We start from the raw sequence: 17,196 nt of genomic DNA on the forward strand, positions 1-17,196 counted from the left end.
ATGATAGCCCGAGACGGTGCCGCTGGCGCGTCCCTTAATGTCGCAGCATGACGCCGATGGCGATGCAGGCCAGGATCGCCAGGCTCATGGCGATGCCGTAGGCTGCCATCAATACCAGCCAGCGGCAGACGGTGGCGAGTTTGCCGCTTCGATACACGCGCCACATGGCCCAGGGCAGATAGGCCAGCAGCCAGGCGCCGAGCGCGATGCGGATAATGTTGACGGGGATCAAGGTCATCAGCGCCATCGTGATGAAGGCGAAGGCATTCGCATGCAGGGCGAACAGGAAATGTTCGCCATAGCGCCTTCCGCTGCCCAGGTAAAGGATTTTCAGGAACAGGGCGAACAGCGGCATCAGGCAAAACATGGCGTACGGCGCGTAATGGTAAAAGCTGTCCACCACGAGTTTTTGTTTCTCCGCCGTGGGCAGTTGCTCGAAGTCTTGCCATTGCTGCGGCAGGGTGGGTGTCTGGCCCAGGATGCTGAGCTGTATAGGTGATGGTTTGTTTTCCTGAGTTTGACGGGGGCCGTGGGCGCTTGCCTGGGCTTGCTGGCCGTGGACGGTGAGAAACATGTCGGGGCTGCTGAACTTGAGGATGGCAAAGAACAGGATGCTGAAGGTCAGGTAGACGCGCAGCGGTTCCACGTAGCGCACGCGGCGTCCCGCGATGTATTCATTGCTCAGCGCGCCAGGACGGAACAGCAGCAGGGCCAGGGTACGCCAGAGCTTGCCTTCGAGCGCCACATAATGGGCAACAAATTCATGCAGGAATTCGCGCGCGCTGGGCATGTGCAGGGTCGTCGTCTGGCCGCAGGCGCTGCAGAAGTTGCCTGGCGCATCGGTATTGCAGTTATGGCAGGTGCTGGATGACACTGTTTTCAAGATGAACTCTTTCCATGGCCAAAAAATGATCGCTCAAGGGCGCAGCCTATGATGAATGAAAAGAATGATAAAAGCACATTTTTATCTTTTTCGTTGCTTCCGAGATACAAAATGCCTGCGCCGTTCAGCCGCCACCAAAGGCGGCCAGCAGGCGCCGTTCACCGGCTGGCGTGAGGCGCAGGGCGCGGCTGTCGAGTTCTCGCTCGACCCAGCGCTGGCGCAGGGCCAGTTGCAGGATGGCGGCCCCCAGCGCGCCGCCCAGGTGGGCACGCCGTTCGCTCCAGTCCAGGCAGGCGCAGGCGAAGCGGCGGCGCTGGCGCTGCAATTGCGGCACGTCGATGCCCAGCGCCGCGATGCCGGCCGCGCCCGCTTCCGACAAACGATATTCTCCGCCATCGTCGAGCAGCCAGCCTTGGGCGAGCAACTGGTCGTGCACGGTGACGGCCACCGTGCCGGCCATGTGGTCGTAGCAAGTGCGCGCATGGCGCAGGCGGTCGGGCGTGGAAGGCGTAAAGGGCGTCGCCGGCACGCCGGCCACCACCAGCAGCGCTTCCAGCGCTCGCGCCACCTCCGTGCTGGCCAGGCGGTAATAGCGGTGCTTGCCCTGCGCCACCATCGACAGCAAACCATCGTCGCGCAAGCGGCTCAGATGGGCGCTGGCCGTCGAGGCGCCCACTTCGGCCAGCGTGGCCAATTCCGTGGCCGTGCGCGCATGGCCGTCGAGCAGGCTGCACAGCATGCGCGCGCGGGCCGGTTCGGCGATGGCGCCGGCCAGTTGCGCCAGACCCATGTCGGCCGAGGGAAGTTTGTCATCCATGATTCGTTCGTGGGCGAAGTGTTGTGGTGGAAGGACCAGCATACTCGTGTCCCACCCTCACTGCAATGGAATGCGCATGCCGTCCACCGACTTTGTTATCGACCCCGCCGACCCTTTCGCCGCCGTTACCCACGCGGCGCCATATGATTACTATCGCCGCCTGGCGGATGGCCCGCCGCTGCGTTTCCAGGCCTCACTCGACTGCTGGCTGGCGACGGGCGCGGCCGGCGTGCTGGCCGTACTGGCGCATCCCGCTTGCCGCGTGCGCCCGACCGGACAGCCTGTACCGGATACTCTGGCGGGCACGCCGTGCGGCGCGATTTTTGCCGAACTGGTGCGCATGAACGATGGCGAACGGCATGCCGTGCCGAAACAGGTGCTGGCGCGCGCGCTGGGCCAGGTGGATCTGGCGCGCCTGCAGGAGCGGGCGATGCATCTTGCTGGTGATTGCATGCCAGGCGATGCTGTCCAGCTCAACGATGCGATTTTTCAACTGCCCCTGTTCGCCATGGCCGACTTGCTGGGCTTTGCGCCTGCGCAATGGCCGGCGCTGGCCGCCTGGACGCGCGATTTTGTCGCCTGCCTGTCGCCGCTCAGCAATGGAGAACAACTGGCTGGCGCGCAAGTGGCCGCCGACGCCCTGCTGCAAGCTTTTACCGCCTTGCTGCGCGAAGGCGACGCGAGGCCCGGCAGCTTGCTGGCCAGTATCGTGACAGAGACCGATGCCATGGGGAGCGGCCTGCTGGCCAACCTCGTGGGCTTGCTGTCGCAGACCTGCGACGCCACGGCTGGCTTGCTGGGCAATGCCATCGTTGCCTTGCGCGCGCAGCCTGACTTGCTGCCGTCACTGCGCGCCGCCCCCCAGCGATGGCCGGCCCTGTTGCGCGAAGTCAGCCGGAATGATCCGGCCATCCACAACACGCGCCGCTACACGGCCGATGCCGTGGAATTGCATGGCGTGCGCGTGCCGGCCGGGCAGATGATCGTCGTCGTGCTGGCCAGCACTGGCGATGCGGAGTTGGGCTTTGGCCATGGCCGCCACGGTTGTCCGGGCCAGTCCATCGCGCACACCATCGCCACGGCTTGCCTGCAGACGTGGGCCGATGCGTTGCAACGTCTGCCGCTGGCGTGGCGTTACCTGCCGTCGCTGAATGCCCGCATCCCCGTCTTTAGCATGGGAGAAATAGCATGATTGCCGTGATTTTTGAAGTCTGGCCCAGCGCCGAAGGGCGCCAGCACTATCTGGACCTGGCGGCGTCCCTACGGCCCTTGCTCGACGAAGTCGATGGGTTCATTTCCATCGAGCGTTTCAGCAGCCTGAGCGAACCAGGCAAATTGCTGTCGCTATCCTTCTTTCGCGACGAGGCGGCGCTGGCGCAGTGGCGGCAGCTGGAAGCGCACCGCGCGGCGCAGTCGGCCGGCCGGCAGGGCGTATTTGATGATTACCGGCTGCGCATCGCCGCCGTGGTGCGCGATTACGGCATGCTGGACCGGCAACAGGCGCCGGCCGACAGCTGCCAGCGTCACAGCGTTTAGCGGGGCAGCGCGCCCTGCGTGATTTTCACCTTGACCCGGTAAGTGGGCTCGGCCGCATTCAGGGCCGGCGGCGTGGCCGGATCGACGTCGAGCAAGGTAAACGTCAGGTGGTTGACGGTGACGGAGCTGGCGGCGCCGGGCATGGAATCGGACAAGACGATGTCGGTGGCGCCCGCACTGTTGAGCAAACTGAAACTGTAGCTGACGTAGCCTTTCCACACGCACACGGCGCCCTTGCGGCAGCGGCTGTCGTTGACGCGTTCGAGTTTCAGGGTATCGGTGGCCGTGATGGCGACCTGTTCGCCCGGCGAGAGCACGTGGGTGACGCTGCGCGGCGTGTTTTCCGCGTCGCCGGCGCTGCCGGCCGCGCCGCAGCCGGCCAGCACGGCCAGGCAGGCGAAGAACAGGGGCAGCAGCATGCTGCGATAAGAGCGGGTCAGATAATGCATGTTTTTCCTTTCAGGTGGAGCGTCCCCGGCGTGCTTGTTCACGCGTGGGATGAAATGATAGTAACAAAATGATATTTTTCAGGCGCACTATTGGCGTGCTGCCGATGAATTGACGCGCCGGCCACGCGGCGCGCCGATTACTGCGTAAAATGGCTGTTTTGAAAATCAGGAAACAACCATGAAAAAAACCGACCTGGCCAAAAGCGATGCCAAGAAACTGATGGGAAAGATGAGTGTTCCCGGCGCCGGTGCATTCGGTAAGGAAGCGGTGGTCGTCGACCGCCGCGAGCAGCGCAAGCGCGATCAGGCCCTGGGCCTGGTGCCGTTCGCCGTCAAGCTGAACAGCGATCTGGTGTTGCAATTGCAAACCCTGGCCAAGGAGCGCGGCGCGGATCTGAATGAATTGGTTGCCGAAGTCCTCGTCAAGGGCCTGGCTGCAGCGTAAGGGCTGACAATGTTTATCTGTTGATAAATATCAGTGGTAAAACTAAAAGGCGCCTTGCGGCGCCTTTTGCATTGCGGCATTGCTTTCGATTACACCCAGGCGGCCAGCGCGCCCTTCATTTTTTTCAGCGCCGCCACTTCGATCTGGCGGATGCGCTCGGCCGATACGCCGAACTCTTCCGCCAGCGCGTGCAGGGTGGCGCCCGAACCGTCGTCGTTGGCCAGCCAGCGCGCTTCGATGATGCGGCGCGAACGGGCGTCGAGCTTGCTCAAGGCCGTTTCCAGGCCTTCCGATTGCAAACGCGTCACTTGTTCCGCTTCCAGCACCTTGGTCGGCTCGCTTTGCTCCGACGACAGGTAGGCGATCGGCGAAAACTTGTCGTCTTCATCGTCGGTCGGCGATTCCAGCGCAATGTCGCGGCCGCTCAAGCGCGTTTCCATCTCGATCACTTCTTCGCGCTTCACGTCGAGCAGCTTGGCCAGCGCATCGATCTGCTTCGGCGTCATCGCGTCCAGGCCCGTCTTGTGGCTGCGCAGGTTGAAGAACAGCTTGCGCTGCGCTTTCGTCGTCGCAACCTTGACCAGGCGCCAGTTTTTCAGGATGTATTCATGCATCTCGGCTTTCACCCAGTGCATGGCGTACGACACCAGGCGCACGCCCTGGTCCGGATCGAATCGTTTCACGGCTTTCATCAAGCCGATATTGCCTTCCTGAATCAGGTCGGCATGCGGCAAGCCATAGCCCAGGTAACCGCGGGCAATCGAGACCACCAGGCGCAGGTGCGACAGCACCAGTTCTTGCGCGGCGGCCAGGTCATTTTTTTCACGCAGGCGTGTCGCCAGCGAAATTTCTTCGTCGTGGGTCAACATGGGCAGGCGGTTCACGGCCGAAATATAGGCGTCGATATTGCCCAGATTGCCGGTGAAACCGAGGCCCAGCGCATTACTTTTGGTCGGAACCAATGCGGACGTTGCGGACATCATAGTCATGTTTTCTCCCTCGTAGTCTTGCTTTGTTCCAGTTGGCCACGTCACGCGACGTGGTCCGGTTGTCTGTTTGCGTATTCGGTCTTGCACTTTGCAGAGCGCGGCACCATCTTCATCTGGCGTCCATGGCGCTTCTGCCTTTGGTATGTCCCTATATTAGCACTCTCTGCTTGAGAGTGCCAATCAGCACATTTAATCGGCCTGATAGCCTAAATGCTATGGCGATTTAATGCTTGATATATATATGAACAGTGATTTGAACACGTAATCAGTCTACGGCCTCTGGCTGAAGCGAACCTTAAGAATACTTGCTAAATATCAAGATAACAGCAGATGGGGAGGGTGAGGCGCATGGCGGCACCGCAGGCGCCGCCATGGGAGGGAAGGTCAGTTCAGGCGCGCCAGGTGGCGCTGCACGCAGAGGAAGGCGCCGATCAGGCCCAGGCCAGCGCTGACGGCCAGCAAGCCGGCCATCGGCAGCGGCGCCAGCGGCACCAGCTGGAATTCGGACGCGTACAGGCGCGCAAACTCGGCAATCGCGGTATTCAGCGGTTGCAAGGCCAGCGCCACGGCGCCCAGGGCCAGCGCACCGGCGCACAGGCCCAGCAGGGCGCCCGTGTAATAGAAGGGGCGGTGGATGAAGGTGTCGGTGGCGCCGATCAGTTTCGAGATGCTGATTTCATCGCGCTGCTGCATCACTTGCAAGCGGATGGTATTGAAGACAACAGCGATCACGGCCACACCCAGGGTAATGGCCAGCAGCAACAGCACCAGGCGCAGCACGCCCAGCAGGGCCGCCAGGCGCTTGACCCAGGCCGAATCGACTTGCGCCGATTCCACGCCTGGCAACTGGCGCAGCTGTTCCGCCACGGCATCGACATCCTGCGCTTCGCTGGCGCTGCTGAAGGCGTCGAGTTTCAGCACATAGCTGTCGGGCAAGGGATTGTCGCCCAGGGTGCTCAGCACATCAGCCAGGCCGCTCTTGTTTTTCAGGGTGTCGAGCGCCTGTTCGCGGGGGATGAAGACGATTTTCGCCTTTTGCTCGCCGACGATCTTGCGCATGGAACTGGCCAGCGCCACGGCTTGCTCGCGCGGGGTGTCGATCTTCAGGAAGACGCTGATTTCCGGGTCGACCGACATCTGTTCCGACATCGGGCGTACATTGTCGAGCATGGTCAAGCCGGCGAACGGCAGCGACAGGGCGATGGCGACGACGACGACGTTCAATAAAAAGCCGCCCGGCGATTTGCGCAAGTGGATCAGCGCCGAACCGAGCGCGAAGCGGTGTTGACGGAACCAGCCTCTCATGCCTGTTCTCCTTCGCCGTCGTCCAGGCCAGGGGCGAAATCGGGATCGGGCGGCGCGAAGACGGGCGCCTGCGTGGCCTTGTCGATGGCGACCAGCTGGCCGTTTTTCAGGTGGATCACGCGGGCGGCCGCGTCGAGCATCTGTTCGTCATGGCTGGAAATGAGGCAAGTCACGCCCACGGAGTGGAAGGCTTTCAGGGCGTCGAGCACCTTGTTGGCGCTGGCGCGGTCCAGGTTGGCCGTCGGTTCGTCGGCCAGGATGATCTGTGGCCGGTTGACGATGGCGCGCGCGATCGACACGCGCTGCTGCTCCCCGCCAGACAGCGACAGCGGACGCGCCATGGCGCGGTCCAGCAATCCCACCTTGTCGAGCGCGGCGCGCGCGCGCTGTTCCGCGGCAACTTTATGCGCGCCGACGACGAGCAGCGGCAGCATGACGTTGGCCAGGATGGAGCGGTCGTTCAATAACTTTTGCTGCTGGAAGATCAGGCCCATGTTACGGCGCAAAAACGGCACGCCGGCCGGCTTGATCTTGGCCATGTCCTGGCCATTGACGATCAGCTTGCCCGACGTGGGGCGTTCCATGGCGGCGATCATTTTCAGCAAGGTGGACTTGCCGGCGCCGGACGGGCCGGCCAGGAACACCAGCTCGCCCTTGGCAATACTGAGCGAAATGTCGCTGAGCGCCACGGCATCGGGGGAGTATTGCTTGGAGACGTGCTGAAATTCAATCATGTATAGGCTTATCCGAGCAGCGCTTCGACAAATTCGGCAGCCACGAAAGGCTGCAAGTCTTCAATTTTCTCACCGATGCCGATGAAATACACGGGCACGGGACGCACGCGGGCAATCGCCGCCAGCACGCCGCCCTTGGCGGTACCGTCCAGCTTGGTGATCACCAGGCCGCTCAACTGCAGCGCATCGTCAAACGCTTTCACTTGCGTGAGGGCGTTCTGGCCCGTGTTGCCGTCGATGACGAGCAGGGTTTCATGCGGCGCGCCTTCCATGCCCTTGCCAATGACGCGCTTGATTTTCTTCAATTCTTCCATCAGGTGCAACTGCGTCGGCAAACGGCCCGCAGTGTCGACCATCACCACGTCGATGCCGCGCGCTTTCGCCGATTGCACGGAGTCGTAGGCGACGGCGGCCGGGTCGCCCGATTCCTGCGAAATGACGGTGACGTTGTTGCGCTCGCCCCAGACCATCAGCTGCTCGCGCGCGGCGGCGCGGAAGGTGTCGCCCGCGGCCAGCAGCACGGACTGGTTGTTCGACTGCATGTGCTTGGCCAGCTTGCCGATGGTGGTGGTCTTGCCGGCGCCATTCACGCCGGAAATCATCATCACCAGCGGTTTGTGGCGGCCCAGCTCGAAGCGCTTTTCCAGCGGCGAGAGCAGGTCGATCAGCAATACTTTCAGGGCGGCCTTGACGGCGGCCGCGTCGAGCAGCTTGTCTTCCTTGACCTTCTTCTTCAATTCCGTGAGCAGAAACTCCGTGGCGTCGATGCCGGCGTCGGACATCAGCAAGGCCGCTTCCAGCTCTTCATACAGGGCGTCGTCGATCTTCGCGCCGACGAACAGCACGGACAAGGTGTTCGAGGTTTTCGACAGGCCCGCCTTCAGGCGCGTCATCCACGATTTTTTCTCGGGTTCGGCGGCCACGATCACGGGCACGAGCTCGGCCGGCGCGCCGCTCAGGGGCGCAGCGGCAGGCTGCGGTGCAGGCGGCGTGGCGGCGGGAAGGACGAGGGGCTCGGCTGGCGCAGCCTCGGGAGCGATGGGTTTTTTCTTGAAGAAACTAAACATGGATGTGTGGTGGCGGGTGCTGACCTAAGGCCCGGCGGCGCCGGACACTGTGTTACGGGCTATTCTACCAGAGCGCGCCCGGCCCTTCATGCTTTACTGTTCGATTGGCAACATTGCGCGGCTATCCACGGAGATCGCCGCAATTGCCGTGCTTTCCAGTGGGATCAATGGGTTTGCAGGGCCAGCGCCTGATGGCGGCGGCGCCAGTCGGCGATGCTTTCGTCGACTTGCCGCAAGTCCAGCACGTGCAAAAACGGCGGCGGCTGGCGGTACAACACGGGACTGCGTCCGCCGGCCCACAATTCCATGCTTGGCGGCAAGCTTGCATGCAGCTGCTGCAGGCTGTCACGCGTCTGCCGTTGCTTGCTGGCGCTGGAAAACGACAGCGCGACGATGTCGGCCCGCTGCGCGCGGGCGGCCGCGACGATGTCCGTCAGCGGCGTTTCCACCCCCAGCGACATGCAATGGGCGCCGGCCGCCGCGCACAGCGCCTCGGCCATCAGCAGCCCCAGGCCATGGCGCTCCTGCGGCAAGGTACTGAGGACGATGCGCGGCGTGCGCGTGGACGGGCTGCTCGCTTGCGGCAGGGAAAAAATGGCGTGGCGCATCACCGTCTGCAAGGTTTCGCTATACAGATGTTCTTCATACACGGCCAGGTCGCCGCAAGCCCACGCTTCGCCCACCATGCCGGTAAGCGGCGCGATGACGTCGATGGTGAACGCTCTCAGGCCCAGCACGGCCAGCGCCTGGCGCAGGGCGCCGCCCAGTTCCTCCATCTGATGGCCGCGGCACAGGGCCAGATAGTGTTCGAGCTGGGGCGCCGGCGTTGACGGCGCCGCGCTGCCGGCGCTGGCCAGCTGCTGCAGTTGCACGGTGCTGTGCTGCATGATTTTGCCCGGACGAAATCCGAGGTCCAGCAGGCGCTTGACCATGCGCAATTTTTGCACTTGCTCGGCCGGGTAGCTGCGCTCGCCAAAGGCGTCGCGCTGGGGCTGGGGAAAGGCGTAACGGCGTTCCCATACACGCAAGGTTTCCTTGGCCAGTCCGGTATCGCGTTCGACATCGCTGATGCTGAAGGCGGAAGTAGGTTGCAGGTCAGTATCCATACCAGGGTGGCTTTGCTCGCTTGCGGAAGAACGTGGCATGCATTTTACGCCTTCCGCCGCCCCGTACCAAATAGCTGAATCCGATTAGAAATTGCCGACGTATAAGTTTCTGAACGGCTCAGGACGCTCATTGACATAAATCAATATTTCATCGATTATCCATGAGTCTTATTTGTCCAGGACAAACTTAACACAGGTGCACTCATGAAAATTGCCGTCGTCGGAGCAGGAATCGCAGGATTGTCGTGTGCCTATCGGCTGGCGCAAGCGGGCCAGGACGTCACCTTGTACGAGGCGGGCGATTATTTTGGCGGACACAGCCATACGGTCGATGTCACGCTAGATGGCGTCACGCATGGCGTGGACACGGGTTTTCTCGTATTCAATCACGCCACGTATCCGAACCTGGTGCAACTGTTTGACGAGCTCGGCGTCGAGGCGGCCGATAGCGACATGTCGTTTTCCGTCAAAATGCCGCTGGGCACCGCGTCCGATGCCCGCGTGCTGGAATGGGCCGGCGCCAACCTGGATACCGTGTTTGCCCAGCGCAGCAACCTGCTGCGCCCCGCCTTCTTGCGCATGCTGCGCGATATTCTGCGCTTCAACCGCCAGGCCAGCGCCCTGGCGACGGCCAGCGTGCCGGCACCGGCCCTGTCGCTGGGTGAATTTCTCGACCTGCACGGCTATGGCGAGGAATTTCGCCACTGGTATCTGCTGCCGATGGCCGCCTGCATCTGGTCGTGCCCGGCGCGCCAGATGCTGGCCTTTCCCTTGGCCACCTTCATCCGTTTCTGCCACAACCATGGCTTGCTGCAAGTGAGCGACCGGCCCCAGTGGCGCACGGTGCGCGGCGGCTCGCGCGAGTATGTGAAAAAATTGTTGGCAGGCATCCCGCAGCAGCGCCTGGCTTGCCCCGTGCTGGCCGTGCGCCGCCAGCCGCACGCTGGCGCGCGCATGGTCGAGCTGCACACGGCCGCCGGCGTCGAGCATGTCGATCACGTCGTGCTCGCCTGCCACAGCGACCAGGCGCTGGCCCTGCTGGGCGATATCCGCGACGACGAGCGCGCCGTGCTCGAAGCCGTGCGCTACCAGCCGAATCGCGCTGTGCTGCATACGGATGCGTCCTGCCTGCCGCAGCGCCGCAAGGCTTGGTCGGCCTGGAACTACCAGGGACGGCCGGCGGTAGCGGAAGGCGAGGCGCCGCAAGTGTGCGTGCATTATTTGCTGAACCAGCTGCAACCCTTGCCCTTTACCACGCCCGTCATCGTGTCGCTCAATCCCCTCGACGAGCCCGCTCCGGCCAGCATCATCGACGAATTTTCGTATGCCCACCCCGTGTTCGATGGCGCGGCCATTGCCGCCCAGGCGCGCCTGGCCGGCTTCCAGGGCGCGCAGCACACGTGGTTCGCGGGCGCCTGGACGGGCTATGGTTTCCATGAAGACGGCTTGAAGTCGGGCCTGGCCGTGGCGCAAGTACTCAATGGCATGGCGGCGGCGGAGCTTGGCCATGCCGCGTGATCCCACGCAGCCGTCGCAGCCGCAGCCCCAGCTGTGCCTGGGACTGGTGCGCCATGCGCGCTTGCGTCCGCGCGCGCATGCTTTTAGTTATGGCATGTTTTATCTGCGCCTGCCCCTGCGCAGCCTGGGCGCGCACGATTTTCCTGCCAGGTTGATTTCGCGCAACGGCGCCAATGTGCTGTCCTTCCGCGACAGCGACCACGGCGATGGTGCGACGCCGCTGCTGGACTGGATCGATGGTTTGCTGCGCCAGCATGGCGTGTCGGACGCGGGCGGCGAAATCTGGCTGCAAACCATGCCGCGCATGTTCGGCTATGTCTTCAATCCCGTCAGTTTCTGGTTTTGCCACCGCCCGGATGGCGCGCTGCGCGCCGTGGTCTGCGATGTGCGCAATACCTTCGGCGAGCGCCATTTGTACCTGCTCGAACAGGGCGGCGCCATCGCCTATGGCAGCGAACTGGTCGCCAAGAAAATTTTCCACGTGTCGCCGTTTTGCAAGGTGGAGGGTAGGTACCGCTTCCGTTTCCTGCGCAATAGCGAACAGGACGGCGAACGCCACCTGGCCAGAGTCGACTACGACGACCTCGACGGCCCGCTGCTGCAGACGAGCTTGTCCGGCACGGCGCAGCCGCTGCGCGATGGCGCCATCGCCTGGGCCTTGCTGCGCTACCCCCTGATGACGTTAGGCGTGATGGCGCGCATTCACTGGCAAGCCTTGCGCCTGTGGTTGCGCCGCGTGCCGTTTTTCAGCAAACCCCTTCCCCCACAAGAAAAGGTGTCCCGATGAGCTCCGATTCCCTGCCGACCGGCCTGCAGGCGCGCGCCTGCGTCCGTCCCGATCACACGGCCGATCACACGCACCTGGACGTGCCCGCTTCCGGACGGGTGATCTTGCGCTTGCTGGAAAAATTGCAGCATGGCGCCCTGCGCCTGCGCACGCCGGACGGCAGCATCTTGCTGTACGGCGATGGCAGCCACCCCGTCACCCTGGACTTGCACAACTGGCGTTTGTGCTCGGCAGTCCTGCGTTCGGGCGACATTGGCTTTGCGGAAACGTTTATCGCCGGCGACTGGCGCACGGACAATTTGCCGGGCTTGATCGAGCTGATGATACGTAATCGCGCGCACATCGAATCGCTGATCTACGGCAACTGGTGGGGCAACCTGGTCTACAAGGTCCGCCATTTGCTCAACCGCAATTCGCGCTCTGGCAGCAAGAAGAATATCCACGCCCATTACGACATCGGCAACGCCTTTTATCAGCTGTGGCTGGATCCATCGATGACGTATTCGAGCGCGCTGTTCACCGAAGGCGCCAGCCTGGAGCAGGCGCAAGGTGCGAAATACCGGCGCATCGCCGATCAGCTGCAACTGCAGCCAGGCGCCAGGGTGCTGGAAATCGGCTGCGGCTGGGGCGGTTTTGCGGAAACGGCGGCGCGCGACTATGGCGCGCACGTGACGGGTTTGACTCTATCCACGGAGCAACTTGCCTATGCGCGCCAGCGCCTGCACGACGCGGGGCTGGCAGGGCAGGCCGACCTGCAGCTGTGCGATTACCGCGACAGCGCCGGCCAGTACGACGCCATCGCCTCAATCGAAATGTTCGAAGCCGTGGGGCAAAGTTACTGGCCCGGCTATTTCGAATGCGTGGCGCGCAACCTGAAGCCGGGCGGACGCGCCTGCATCCAGACCATCGTCATCGCCGATGACTTGTTCGAGCGCTACAGCAAGAGCACGGATTTCATTCAACAGTATATTTTTCCGGGTGGCATGCTGCCGTCACCGGCCGAGTTTCGCCGCGCCGCCGAAGCGCAGGGCTTGCGTGTGGAAGACGCCTTCAGCTTTGGCCTCGATTACGCGGAAACCTTGCGCCAGTGGCGCGCCAGCTTCCTGGCTCAGCGCACGGCGCTGGAAAAGCAGGGTTTCGATGGCCGTTTCCTGCTGACCTGGGAGTTTTACCTCGCGTATTGCGAGGCCGCCTTCCAGGCGCATAACACGGATGTGATGCAATTTACCCTGATCAAGGACTGACCATGCGCCGCCTGCTTGCCACTGTCGTCCTGTCCTTGACCATGCTGGGCGCCGCGGCCGCGCCGCCTGCCTTTATCGCCGCCGACGTGCCCGAAGCCCGCCTGGCGGGCGAAGGCGAATACACGTGGTTCGGCATGCGTATTTATCGCGCGCAACTTTGGGTGGGGCCGCAGGGCTACCAGGGCGCGGCGTCCGCCACGGCGCCGTTTGTGCTGGAACTGCGCTACGCGCGCGCGCTCGACGGCAAGAAGATCGCCGAAGCCAGTTATGAACAGATGCAGAAAATCGGCGCCGGCACGCCGGAGCAGCGCCTGGCCTGGCTGGCCACCATGCAGCGTATCTTTCCTGACGTTAAGGAAGACCAGCGCATCGCGGGCGTCTACCGGGCCGGCATCGCGCCCGGCGTGCGCTTTTATCTCGATGGCAAGGTACTGGCCGACGTGAGCGACGGCGACTTCGCGCGCGCCTTCTTCGCCATCTGGCTGTCGCCGTCGACCACGGCGCCGAAGCTGCGCGCGGCCTTGCTGCAGAGCGCGGCGCCGCTGCCATGAGTGCCGGGGGCGGCGCCTTGAGCTTGCCTGCCTTGTTCAGTTATGGCCTGTTCGGCTTGCCGCTGGCCATGCTGGCGCTGCCCATCTATATATATGTCGCGCCGTTTTATGCGCAGCGCAGCAGCCTGGACCTGGCGCAGATCGGCGCCGTGCTGCTGGCGGCCCGTATCGCCGCCGCTTTCATCGATCCGGCCCTCGGTGCCTGGATGGCGCGCGGCGGGCGCAGCTATGCCGTGCTTGTCGCTGCCTCGCTGCCCTTGCTGCTGCTGGGTTTTGGCGCCCTGTTCCATCCGCCCGCGATGCAGGAAGCGGCCACCCTGGCCTGGTTCCTGGCCGCCTTGCTGCTCGTCTACGCCGCCTATGGCCTGGCCGGCATCGCCCACCAGAGCTGGGGCGCGGCCTTGAGCCAGCTGCGCGCGCAGCGGACGCGGGTGACGGCCGTGCGCGAAGGCTGCGGCTTGCTGGGCGTCATCCTGGCTGCGGGCCTCACTTCCGTGTTCGGCTATGACGGCTTGTCGCTGGCCTTTGCCGTCTGCCTGCTGGCGGCGGGCGCGTTGCTGCTGGCGCGCGCGCCGCGTCCGGTTTTGCGCCAAGGTACGCAGGCGCTGCCCGCTGGCGCCTGGCGCCTGCCGTTTCGCCAGCGCGCGTTCCGCTGGCTGTTTGCCGTCTTGCTCGTCAATGGCGTGGCGGCCGCCATTCCCGCCACCCTGTTCCTGTTCTTTGCCGCCGACTACTTGCGCCTGGGCCATTATGCGGGGCCGTTTTTGATCGTCTACTTTTGCGCGGCGGCCGCCTCGATGCCCGTATGGGTGGCCCTGGCGCGCCGTTTTGGCGAGGCGCGCGCCTGGGGCGGCGCCATGCTGCTGGCCGCGACCGTGTTTGTCTGGGCGTATGGCCTGGGCGCGGGCGCGGCCTGGGGTTTTGCCGCGATCTGTCTGCTGTCGGGCCTGGCGCTGGGCGCCGACCTGGCCTTGCCGCCGGCCCTGCTGGCAGGGTTGATCGGCGCGGCCGGCCATGCCGGGCGGCATGAGGCTGCGTATTTCGGCTGGTGGAACTGGGGCGTGCAGATGAGCCTGGCGCTGGCGGCCGGCATCGCCTTGCCCCTGCTGGCCTGGCTCGGCTATGTGCCGGGCGGCAGCGGCGGCTTGCCGGCCCTGTCCGCCGCCTACGCCTTGCTGCCCTGCGTCCTGAAACTGCTGGCCGCGCTGCTGCTGTGGCGCGCGCCCCTGCAACATATATATACACAACCTTCGGAGACTCGCACATGCGCCTCATGACATTTTGCAAACGCGGCGCCCTGGCGGCCTTGCTGCTGGCGCTGGCCGCCTGCTCCACGCCGCCCACGCCAGCCACTTACGCGCAGGAATTGCCGAAGCTGGATCTGCAACAGTATTTCAATGGCACGCTCGATGCCCACGGCATTTTCCAGGACCGCTCCGGCAAGGTGGTCAAGCGCTTCACGGTCGTGATGCGGGCCAGCTGGGCGGGCGAGACGGGCACCCTGGACGAGGATTTCACGTATTCCGACGGCAGCAAACAACGGCGCGTGTGGACCTTGCGCAAGACGGCGCCCGGGCGCTTCATCGGCACCGCGCCCGACGTGATCGGCGAGGCCGTCGGCGAAGTGGCCGGCAATGCGCTGCGCTGGCAATACGTACTGGCCTTGCCCGTCGATGGCACGGTCTACCACGTCGACTTCGAGGACTGGATGTTCCTGATGGATGACAAGGTCATGCTCAACCGCGCCGCCATGAGCAAGTTCGGCTTCAGCCTGGGCGCCGTCACCTTATCGTTCAGCAAGCGTCCACAGGCGGCCCCATGAATCGCAAGATCACCAGCTGGGCCGGCAAGCGCGTGTGGATCATCGGCGCGTCCAGCGGCATCGGCGCCGCGTGCGCCACCTTGCTGCTGGAGCAGGGCGCCTGCGTAGCCTTGTCTGCCCGCCACCGCGCCAGTCTCGAACGGTTATGCGAGGGACAGCCGCTGGCGCAGGCCTTGCCGCTCGATATCACCCAACATGCGCAGCTGCGGGCCGTCAGCGCGCAATTGCAGCAGCAGTGGACGCATATCGACCTGATATTGGTGGTCGCCGGCGGCTATCAGGCCATGCGCGCCGATAGTTTCGACCTTGAGGCGGCCCAGGGCTTGCTGGCCCTGAACGTGGGCGGCGTCTTCAATTGCCTGGACCAGGCCCTGCCGTGGCTGTTGCGCCAGGGCAGCGGCGGTATCGGCATCGTCGGCTCGGTGGCCGGTTATGGCGGCTTGCCCAAGGCGCTCGCGTACGGCGCCAGCAAGGCGGCACTGATCAACCTGACGGAGTCGCTGTACCTGGACCTGCATCCGCGCGGCATCGGCGTGTATCAGATCAACCCGGGTTTTGTCGCCACGCCCCTGACGGCGAACAACGATTTCACCATGCCAGCCCTGATGACAGCGCGGGACGCGGCCGCCGCCATGCTCGACGGCATCGAGCGGGGCCAGTTCCACATCCACTTTCCCAAGCGCTTTACGAATACCCTGCGCCTGGCGCGGCTGTTGCCGTACCGCGCCTATTTCTGGCTGATCCGCAAGGTGACGGGCTTATGAGCACCACCATGGAAGGTGCGCTGGCGCGTCTGGTGGCGTTTTACGAGCACCTGAGCATCGAGAGCCTGGCTCAGCTGGGCGCCGTGTACGCGCCAGATGCCCATTTCAAGGACCCGTTCAACGAGGTGGTGGGGCATGCCGCCATCCTGGCCATCTTCGAGCACATGTTCGTGCAAGTCGATGCGCCCCGGTTTGTCGTGCTGGAAAGCCTGGGGCAGGGGCAGCAAGCCTTCCTCACGTGGGAGTTTCGCTTTCGCATGAAACGCCTGGTGGCTGGCGAACAATGTATCCGTGGAGCAACACATCTGCGTTTCGATGCGCAGGGAAGGGTGGTATTGCACCGCGATTATTGGGATGCGGCGGAAGAATTGTATGAAAAACTGCCCGTGCTCGGTGGTTTCATGCGCATGCTTCGGCGCGCAAGCCAGCGTTAAGCGTGTTTGCTGATGCTTTTAAGCAAAAAATGCGAAAAAGAAAAAGTAAATTGTGTGGAATTGGGCCGGTGAAAACTTGATTTCGCTCAATGTGTCGTTTTTTAGACACAAATATATCAAAATATTGAGAAGGCAACATTGTAAGAAATTGTTTCAACTGATGCGCAATTTGCAAGCAAGAGTCGTCCTCATCCGTTCCCGCCCGGTACCCGGCGCGCGTGCCGGAAAACTTGAAAAACATTTCTATGTGAGCAATTTAAATTACCGGAAAGTCAGTAATTGTGTTGCTACTCTGCCCATTTTTTCGATGCGCATGCCGACGTCGGAAATCGCGTCTACGCCCCTGAATCATGCGGCAACGCACCAAAACAGGGCGCATTATTTCCCGTTTTCGGGCGTCCGGCAGCAAACAATGGCGATGCCGTGTATGCTTCGTACCGTTTATCCATTATCGCCTGACAAATTGTGCGCTTTGTCGCGTAAATCATGCAGGCCAAATGATGGGTAAAGCATGTTGATGTTTTAATCATGCGCCTGATACTGTTGCACTAATACAACGGGTGTCGACAAGGCATGCGCTATGATGGAATGGTCAATCAGGCCAATGCATTGGTTGGCAAGGGGCACTGGCTCTATCGCGTAGTACGGTTGGCGATGACCGGGATGCCTGAAAAAGCACTCGGCCTGGTACCGGAAGTAACATGTTGGAACTTGATGGAATGTGAAACGGTCGTTATAGTGCCGC

Annotated in this window: 19 protein-coding genes; 11 read left to right on the forward strand and 8 right to left on the reverse strand. The window is 63.0% G+C overall.

From position 1 onward, the window contains the following. Positions 1-34 precede the first annotated feature (34 nt). Both HWE17_RS05615 and HWE17_RS05620 read right to left on the reverse strand, forming a co-directional pair. Positions 35-874, reverse strand: a complete 840-nt coding sequence (locus tag HWE17_RS05615; RefSeq protein ID WP_235211855.1) for a DUF3667 domain-containing protein — start codon at positions 872-874, stop codon at positions 35-37. Positions 875-1,007: 133 nt separating this feature from the next. Further along, positions 1,008-1,700: a helix-turn-helix transcriptional regulator gene (locus tag HWE17_RS05620; protein WP_176388101.1), complete on the reverse strand. Its 693-nt coding sequence runs from the start codon at positions 1,698-1,700 to the stop codon at positions 1,008-1,010. 76 nt (positions 1,701-1,776) lie between these two features. Between HWE17_RS05620 and HWE17_RS05625 the strand changes: the two genes are divergently transcribed. After that, positions 1,777-2,892, forward strand: a complete 1,116-nt coding sequence (locus HWE17_RS05625; protein ID WP_176388102.1) for a cytochrome P450 — start codon at positions 1,777-1,779, stop codon at positions 2,890-2,892. Continuing rightward, positions 2,889-3,236 carry an antibiotic biosynthesis monooxygenase gene (locus tag HWE17_RS05630; protein WP_176388103.1) on the forward strand — a complete coding sequence of 116 codons (348 nt, stop codon included), beginning with the start codon at positions 2,889-2,891 and terminating at the stop codon, positions 3,234-3,236. Before HWE17_RS05625 ends, HWE17_RS05630 begins: the two co-directional genes overlap by 4 nt. Here the strand turns inward: HWE17_RS05630 and HWE17_RS05635 are convergent. Next, entirely contained in the window at positions 3,233-3,685 is a 453-nt protein-coding gene (locus HWE17_RS05635) for a hypothetical protein (protein ID WP_176388104.1), read from the reverse strand. The two genes, HWE17_RS05630 and HWE17_RS05635, sit on opposite strands and share 4 nt — an antisense overlap. A 178-nt stretch (positions 3,686-3,863) precedes the next feature. Between HWE17_RS05635 and HWE17_RS05640 the strand changes: the two genes are divergently transcribed. Beyond that, the gene (locus HWE17_RS05640) at positions 3,864-4,130 is read left to right on the forward strand and encodes a hypothetical protein (protein WP_046683371.1); all 267 of its coding nucleotides are present in this window, start codon (positions 3,864-3,866) and stop codon (positions 4,128-4,130) included. 89 nt (positions 4,131-4,219) lie between these two features. Here HWE17_RS05640 and rpoH read toward each other — a convergent pair whose 3' ends face one another. The 5 genes from rpoH to HWE17_RS05665 all read right to left on the reverse strand — a co-directional run bounded on the left by rpoH (position 4,220) and on the right by HWE17_RS05665 (position 9,370). After that, positions 4,220-5,119, reverse strand: a complete 900-nt coding sequence (gene rpoH / locus HWE17_RS05645) for an RNA polymerase sigma factor RpoH (protein ID WP_170840566.1) — start codon at positions 5,117-5,119, stop codon at positions 4,220-4,222. 384 nt (positions 5,120-5,503) lie between these two features. Next, on the reverse strand, positions 5,504-6,424 hold the full coding sequence (gene ftsX, locus HWE17_RS05650) for a permease-like cell division protein FtsX (protein ID WP_035824786.1): 921 nt from the start codon (positions 6,422-6,424) through the stop codon (positions 5,504-5,506). Further along, positions 6,421-7,158 carry a cell division ATP-binding protein FtsE gene (locus tag HWE17_RS05655; protein ID WP_035824790.1) on the reverse strand — a complete coding sequence of 246 codons (738 nt, stop codon included), beginning with the start codon at positions 7,156-7,158 and terminating at the stop codon, positions 6,421-6,423. The genes ftsX and HWE17_RS05655 overlap by 4 nt, the downstream gene beginning before the upstream one ends. 8 nt (positions 7,159-7,166) lie before the next feature. Then, entirely contained in the window at positions 7,167-8,225 is a 1,059-nt protein-coding gene (gene ftsY, locus HWE17_RS05660; RefSeq protein WP_035824796.1) for a signal recognition particle-docking protein FtsY, read from the reverse strand. A gap of 164 nt (positions 8,226-8,389) precedes the next feature. After that, positions 8,390-9,370 carry a MerR family transcriptional regulator gene (locus tag HWE17_RS05665; protein WP_255206126.1) on the reverse strand — a complete coding sequence of 327 codons (981 nt, stop codon included), beginning with the start codon at positions 9,368-9,370 and terminating at the stop codon, positions 8,390-8,392. Positions 9,371-9,535: 165 nt separating this feature from the next. On the opposite strand from HWE17_RS05665, the gene HWE17_RS05670 reads away from it, so the two are divergent. From HWE17_RS05670 to HWE17_RS05705, 8 genes are read left to right on the forward strand one after another with little or no spacing between them, the layout of a single operon-like run. Beyond that, positions 9,536-10,849: an NAD(P)/FAD-dependent oxidoreductase gene (locus HWE17_RS05670; protein ID WP_176388105.1), complete on the forward strand. Its 1,314-nt coding sequence runs from the start codon at positions 9,536-9,538 to the stop codon at positions 10,847-10,849. Continuing rightward, positions 10,839-11,636 (forward strand): DUF1365 domain-containing protein, encoded by a 798-nt coding sequence (locus tag HWE17_RS05675; RefSeq protein WP_176388106.1) that lies wholly within the window; start codon positions 10,839-10,841, stop codon positions 11,634-11,636. Before HWE17_RS05670 ends, HWE17_RS05675 begins: the two co-directional genes overlap by 11 nt. After that, the gene (locus HWE17_RS05680; RefSeq protein ID WP_255206127.1) at positions 11,633-12,880 is read left to right on the forward strand and encodes a cyclopropane-fatty-acyl-phospholipid synthase family protein; all 1,248 of its coding nucleotides are present in this window, start codon (positions 11,633-11,635) and stop codon (positions 12,878-12,880) included. Before HWE17_RS05675 ends, HWE17_RS05680 begins: the two co-directional genes overlap by 4 nt. Before the next feature lie 2 nt (positions 12,881-12,882). Beyond that, positions 12,883-13,431 (forward strand): chalcone isomerase family protein, encoded by a 549-nt coding sequence (locus tag HWE17_RS05685; RefSeq protein WP_035824805.1) that lies wholly within the window; start codon positions 12,883-12,885, stop codon positions 13,429-13,431. Beyond that, on the forward strand, positions 13,428-14,708 hold the full coding sequence (locus HWE17_RS05690; RefSeq protein WP_176388107.1) for an MFS transporter: 1,281 nt from the start codon (positions 13,428-13,430) through the stop codon (positions 14,706-14,708). Before HWE17_RS05685 ends, HWE17_RS05690 begins: the two co-directional genes overlap by 4 nt. Continuing rightward, on the forward strand, positions 14,696-15,253 hold the full coding sequence (locus tag HWE17_RS05695; RefSeq protein WP_152598847.1) for a DUF3833 domain-containing protein: 558 nt from the start codon (positions 14,696-14,698) through the stop codon (positions 15,251-15,253). Before HWE17_RS05690 ends, HWE17_RS05695 begins: the two co-directional genes overlap by 13 nt. Then, positions 15,250-16,017 (forward strand): SDR family oxidoreductase, encoded by a 768-nt coding sequence (locus HWE17_RS05700; protein ID WP_176388108.1) that lies wholly within the window; start codon positions 15,250-15,252, stop codon positions 16,015-16,017. Before HWE17_RS05695 ends, HWE17_RS05700 begins: the two co-directional genes overlap by 4 nt. Continuing rightward, a complete protein-coding gene (locus tag HWE17_RS05705) occupies positions 16,014-16,451 on the forward strand; it encodes a nuclear transport factor 2 family protein (protein WP_176388109.1) in 438 nt (145 codons plus the stop codon). The genes HWE17_RS05700 and HWE17_RS05705 overlap by 4 nt, the downstream gene beginning before the upstream one ends. Positions 16,452-17,196: the final 745 nt, after the last annotated feature.

Origin of the sequence: Janthinobacterium sp. BJB401 (assembly GCF_013372745.1) — a bacterium.
Lineage (GTDB): Bacteria > Pseudomonadota > Gammaproteobacteria > Burkholderiales > Burkholderiaceae_D > Janthinobacterium > Janthinobacterium rivuli.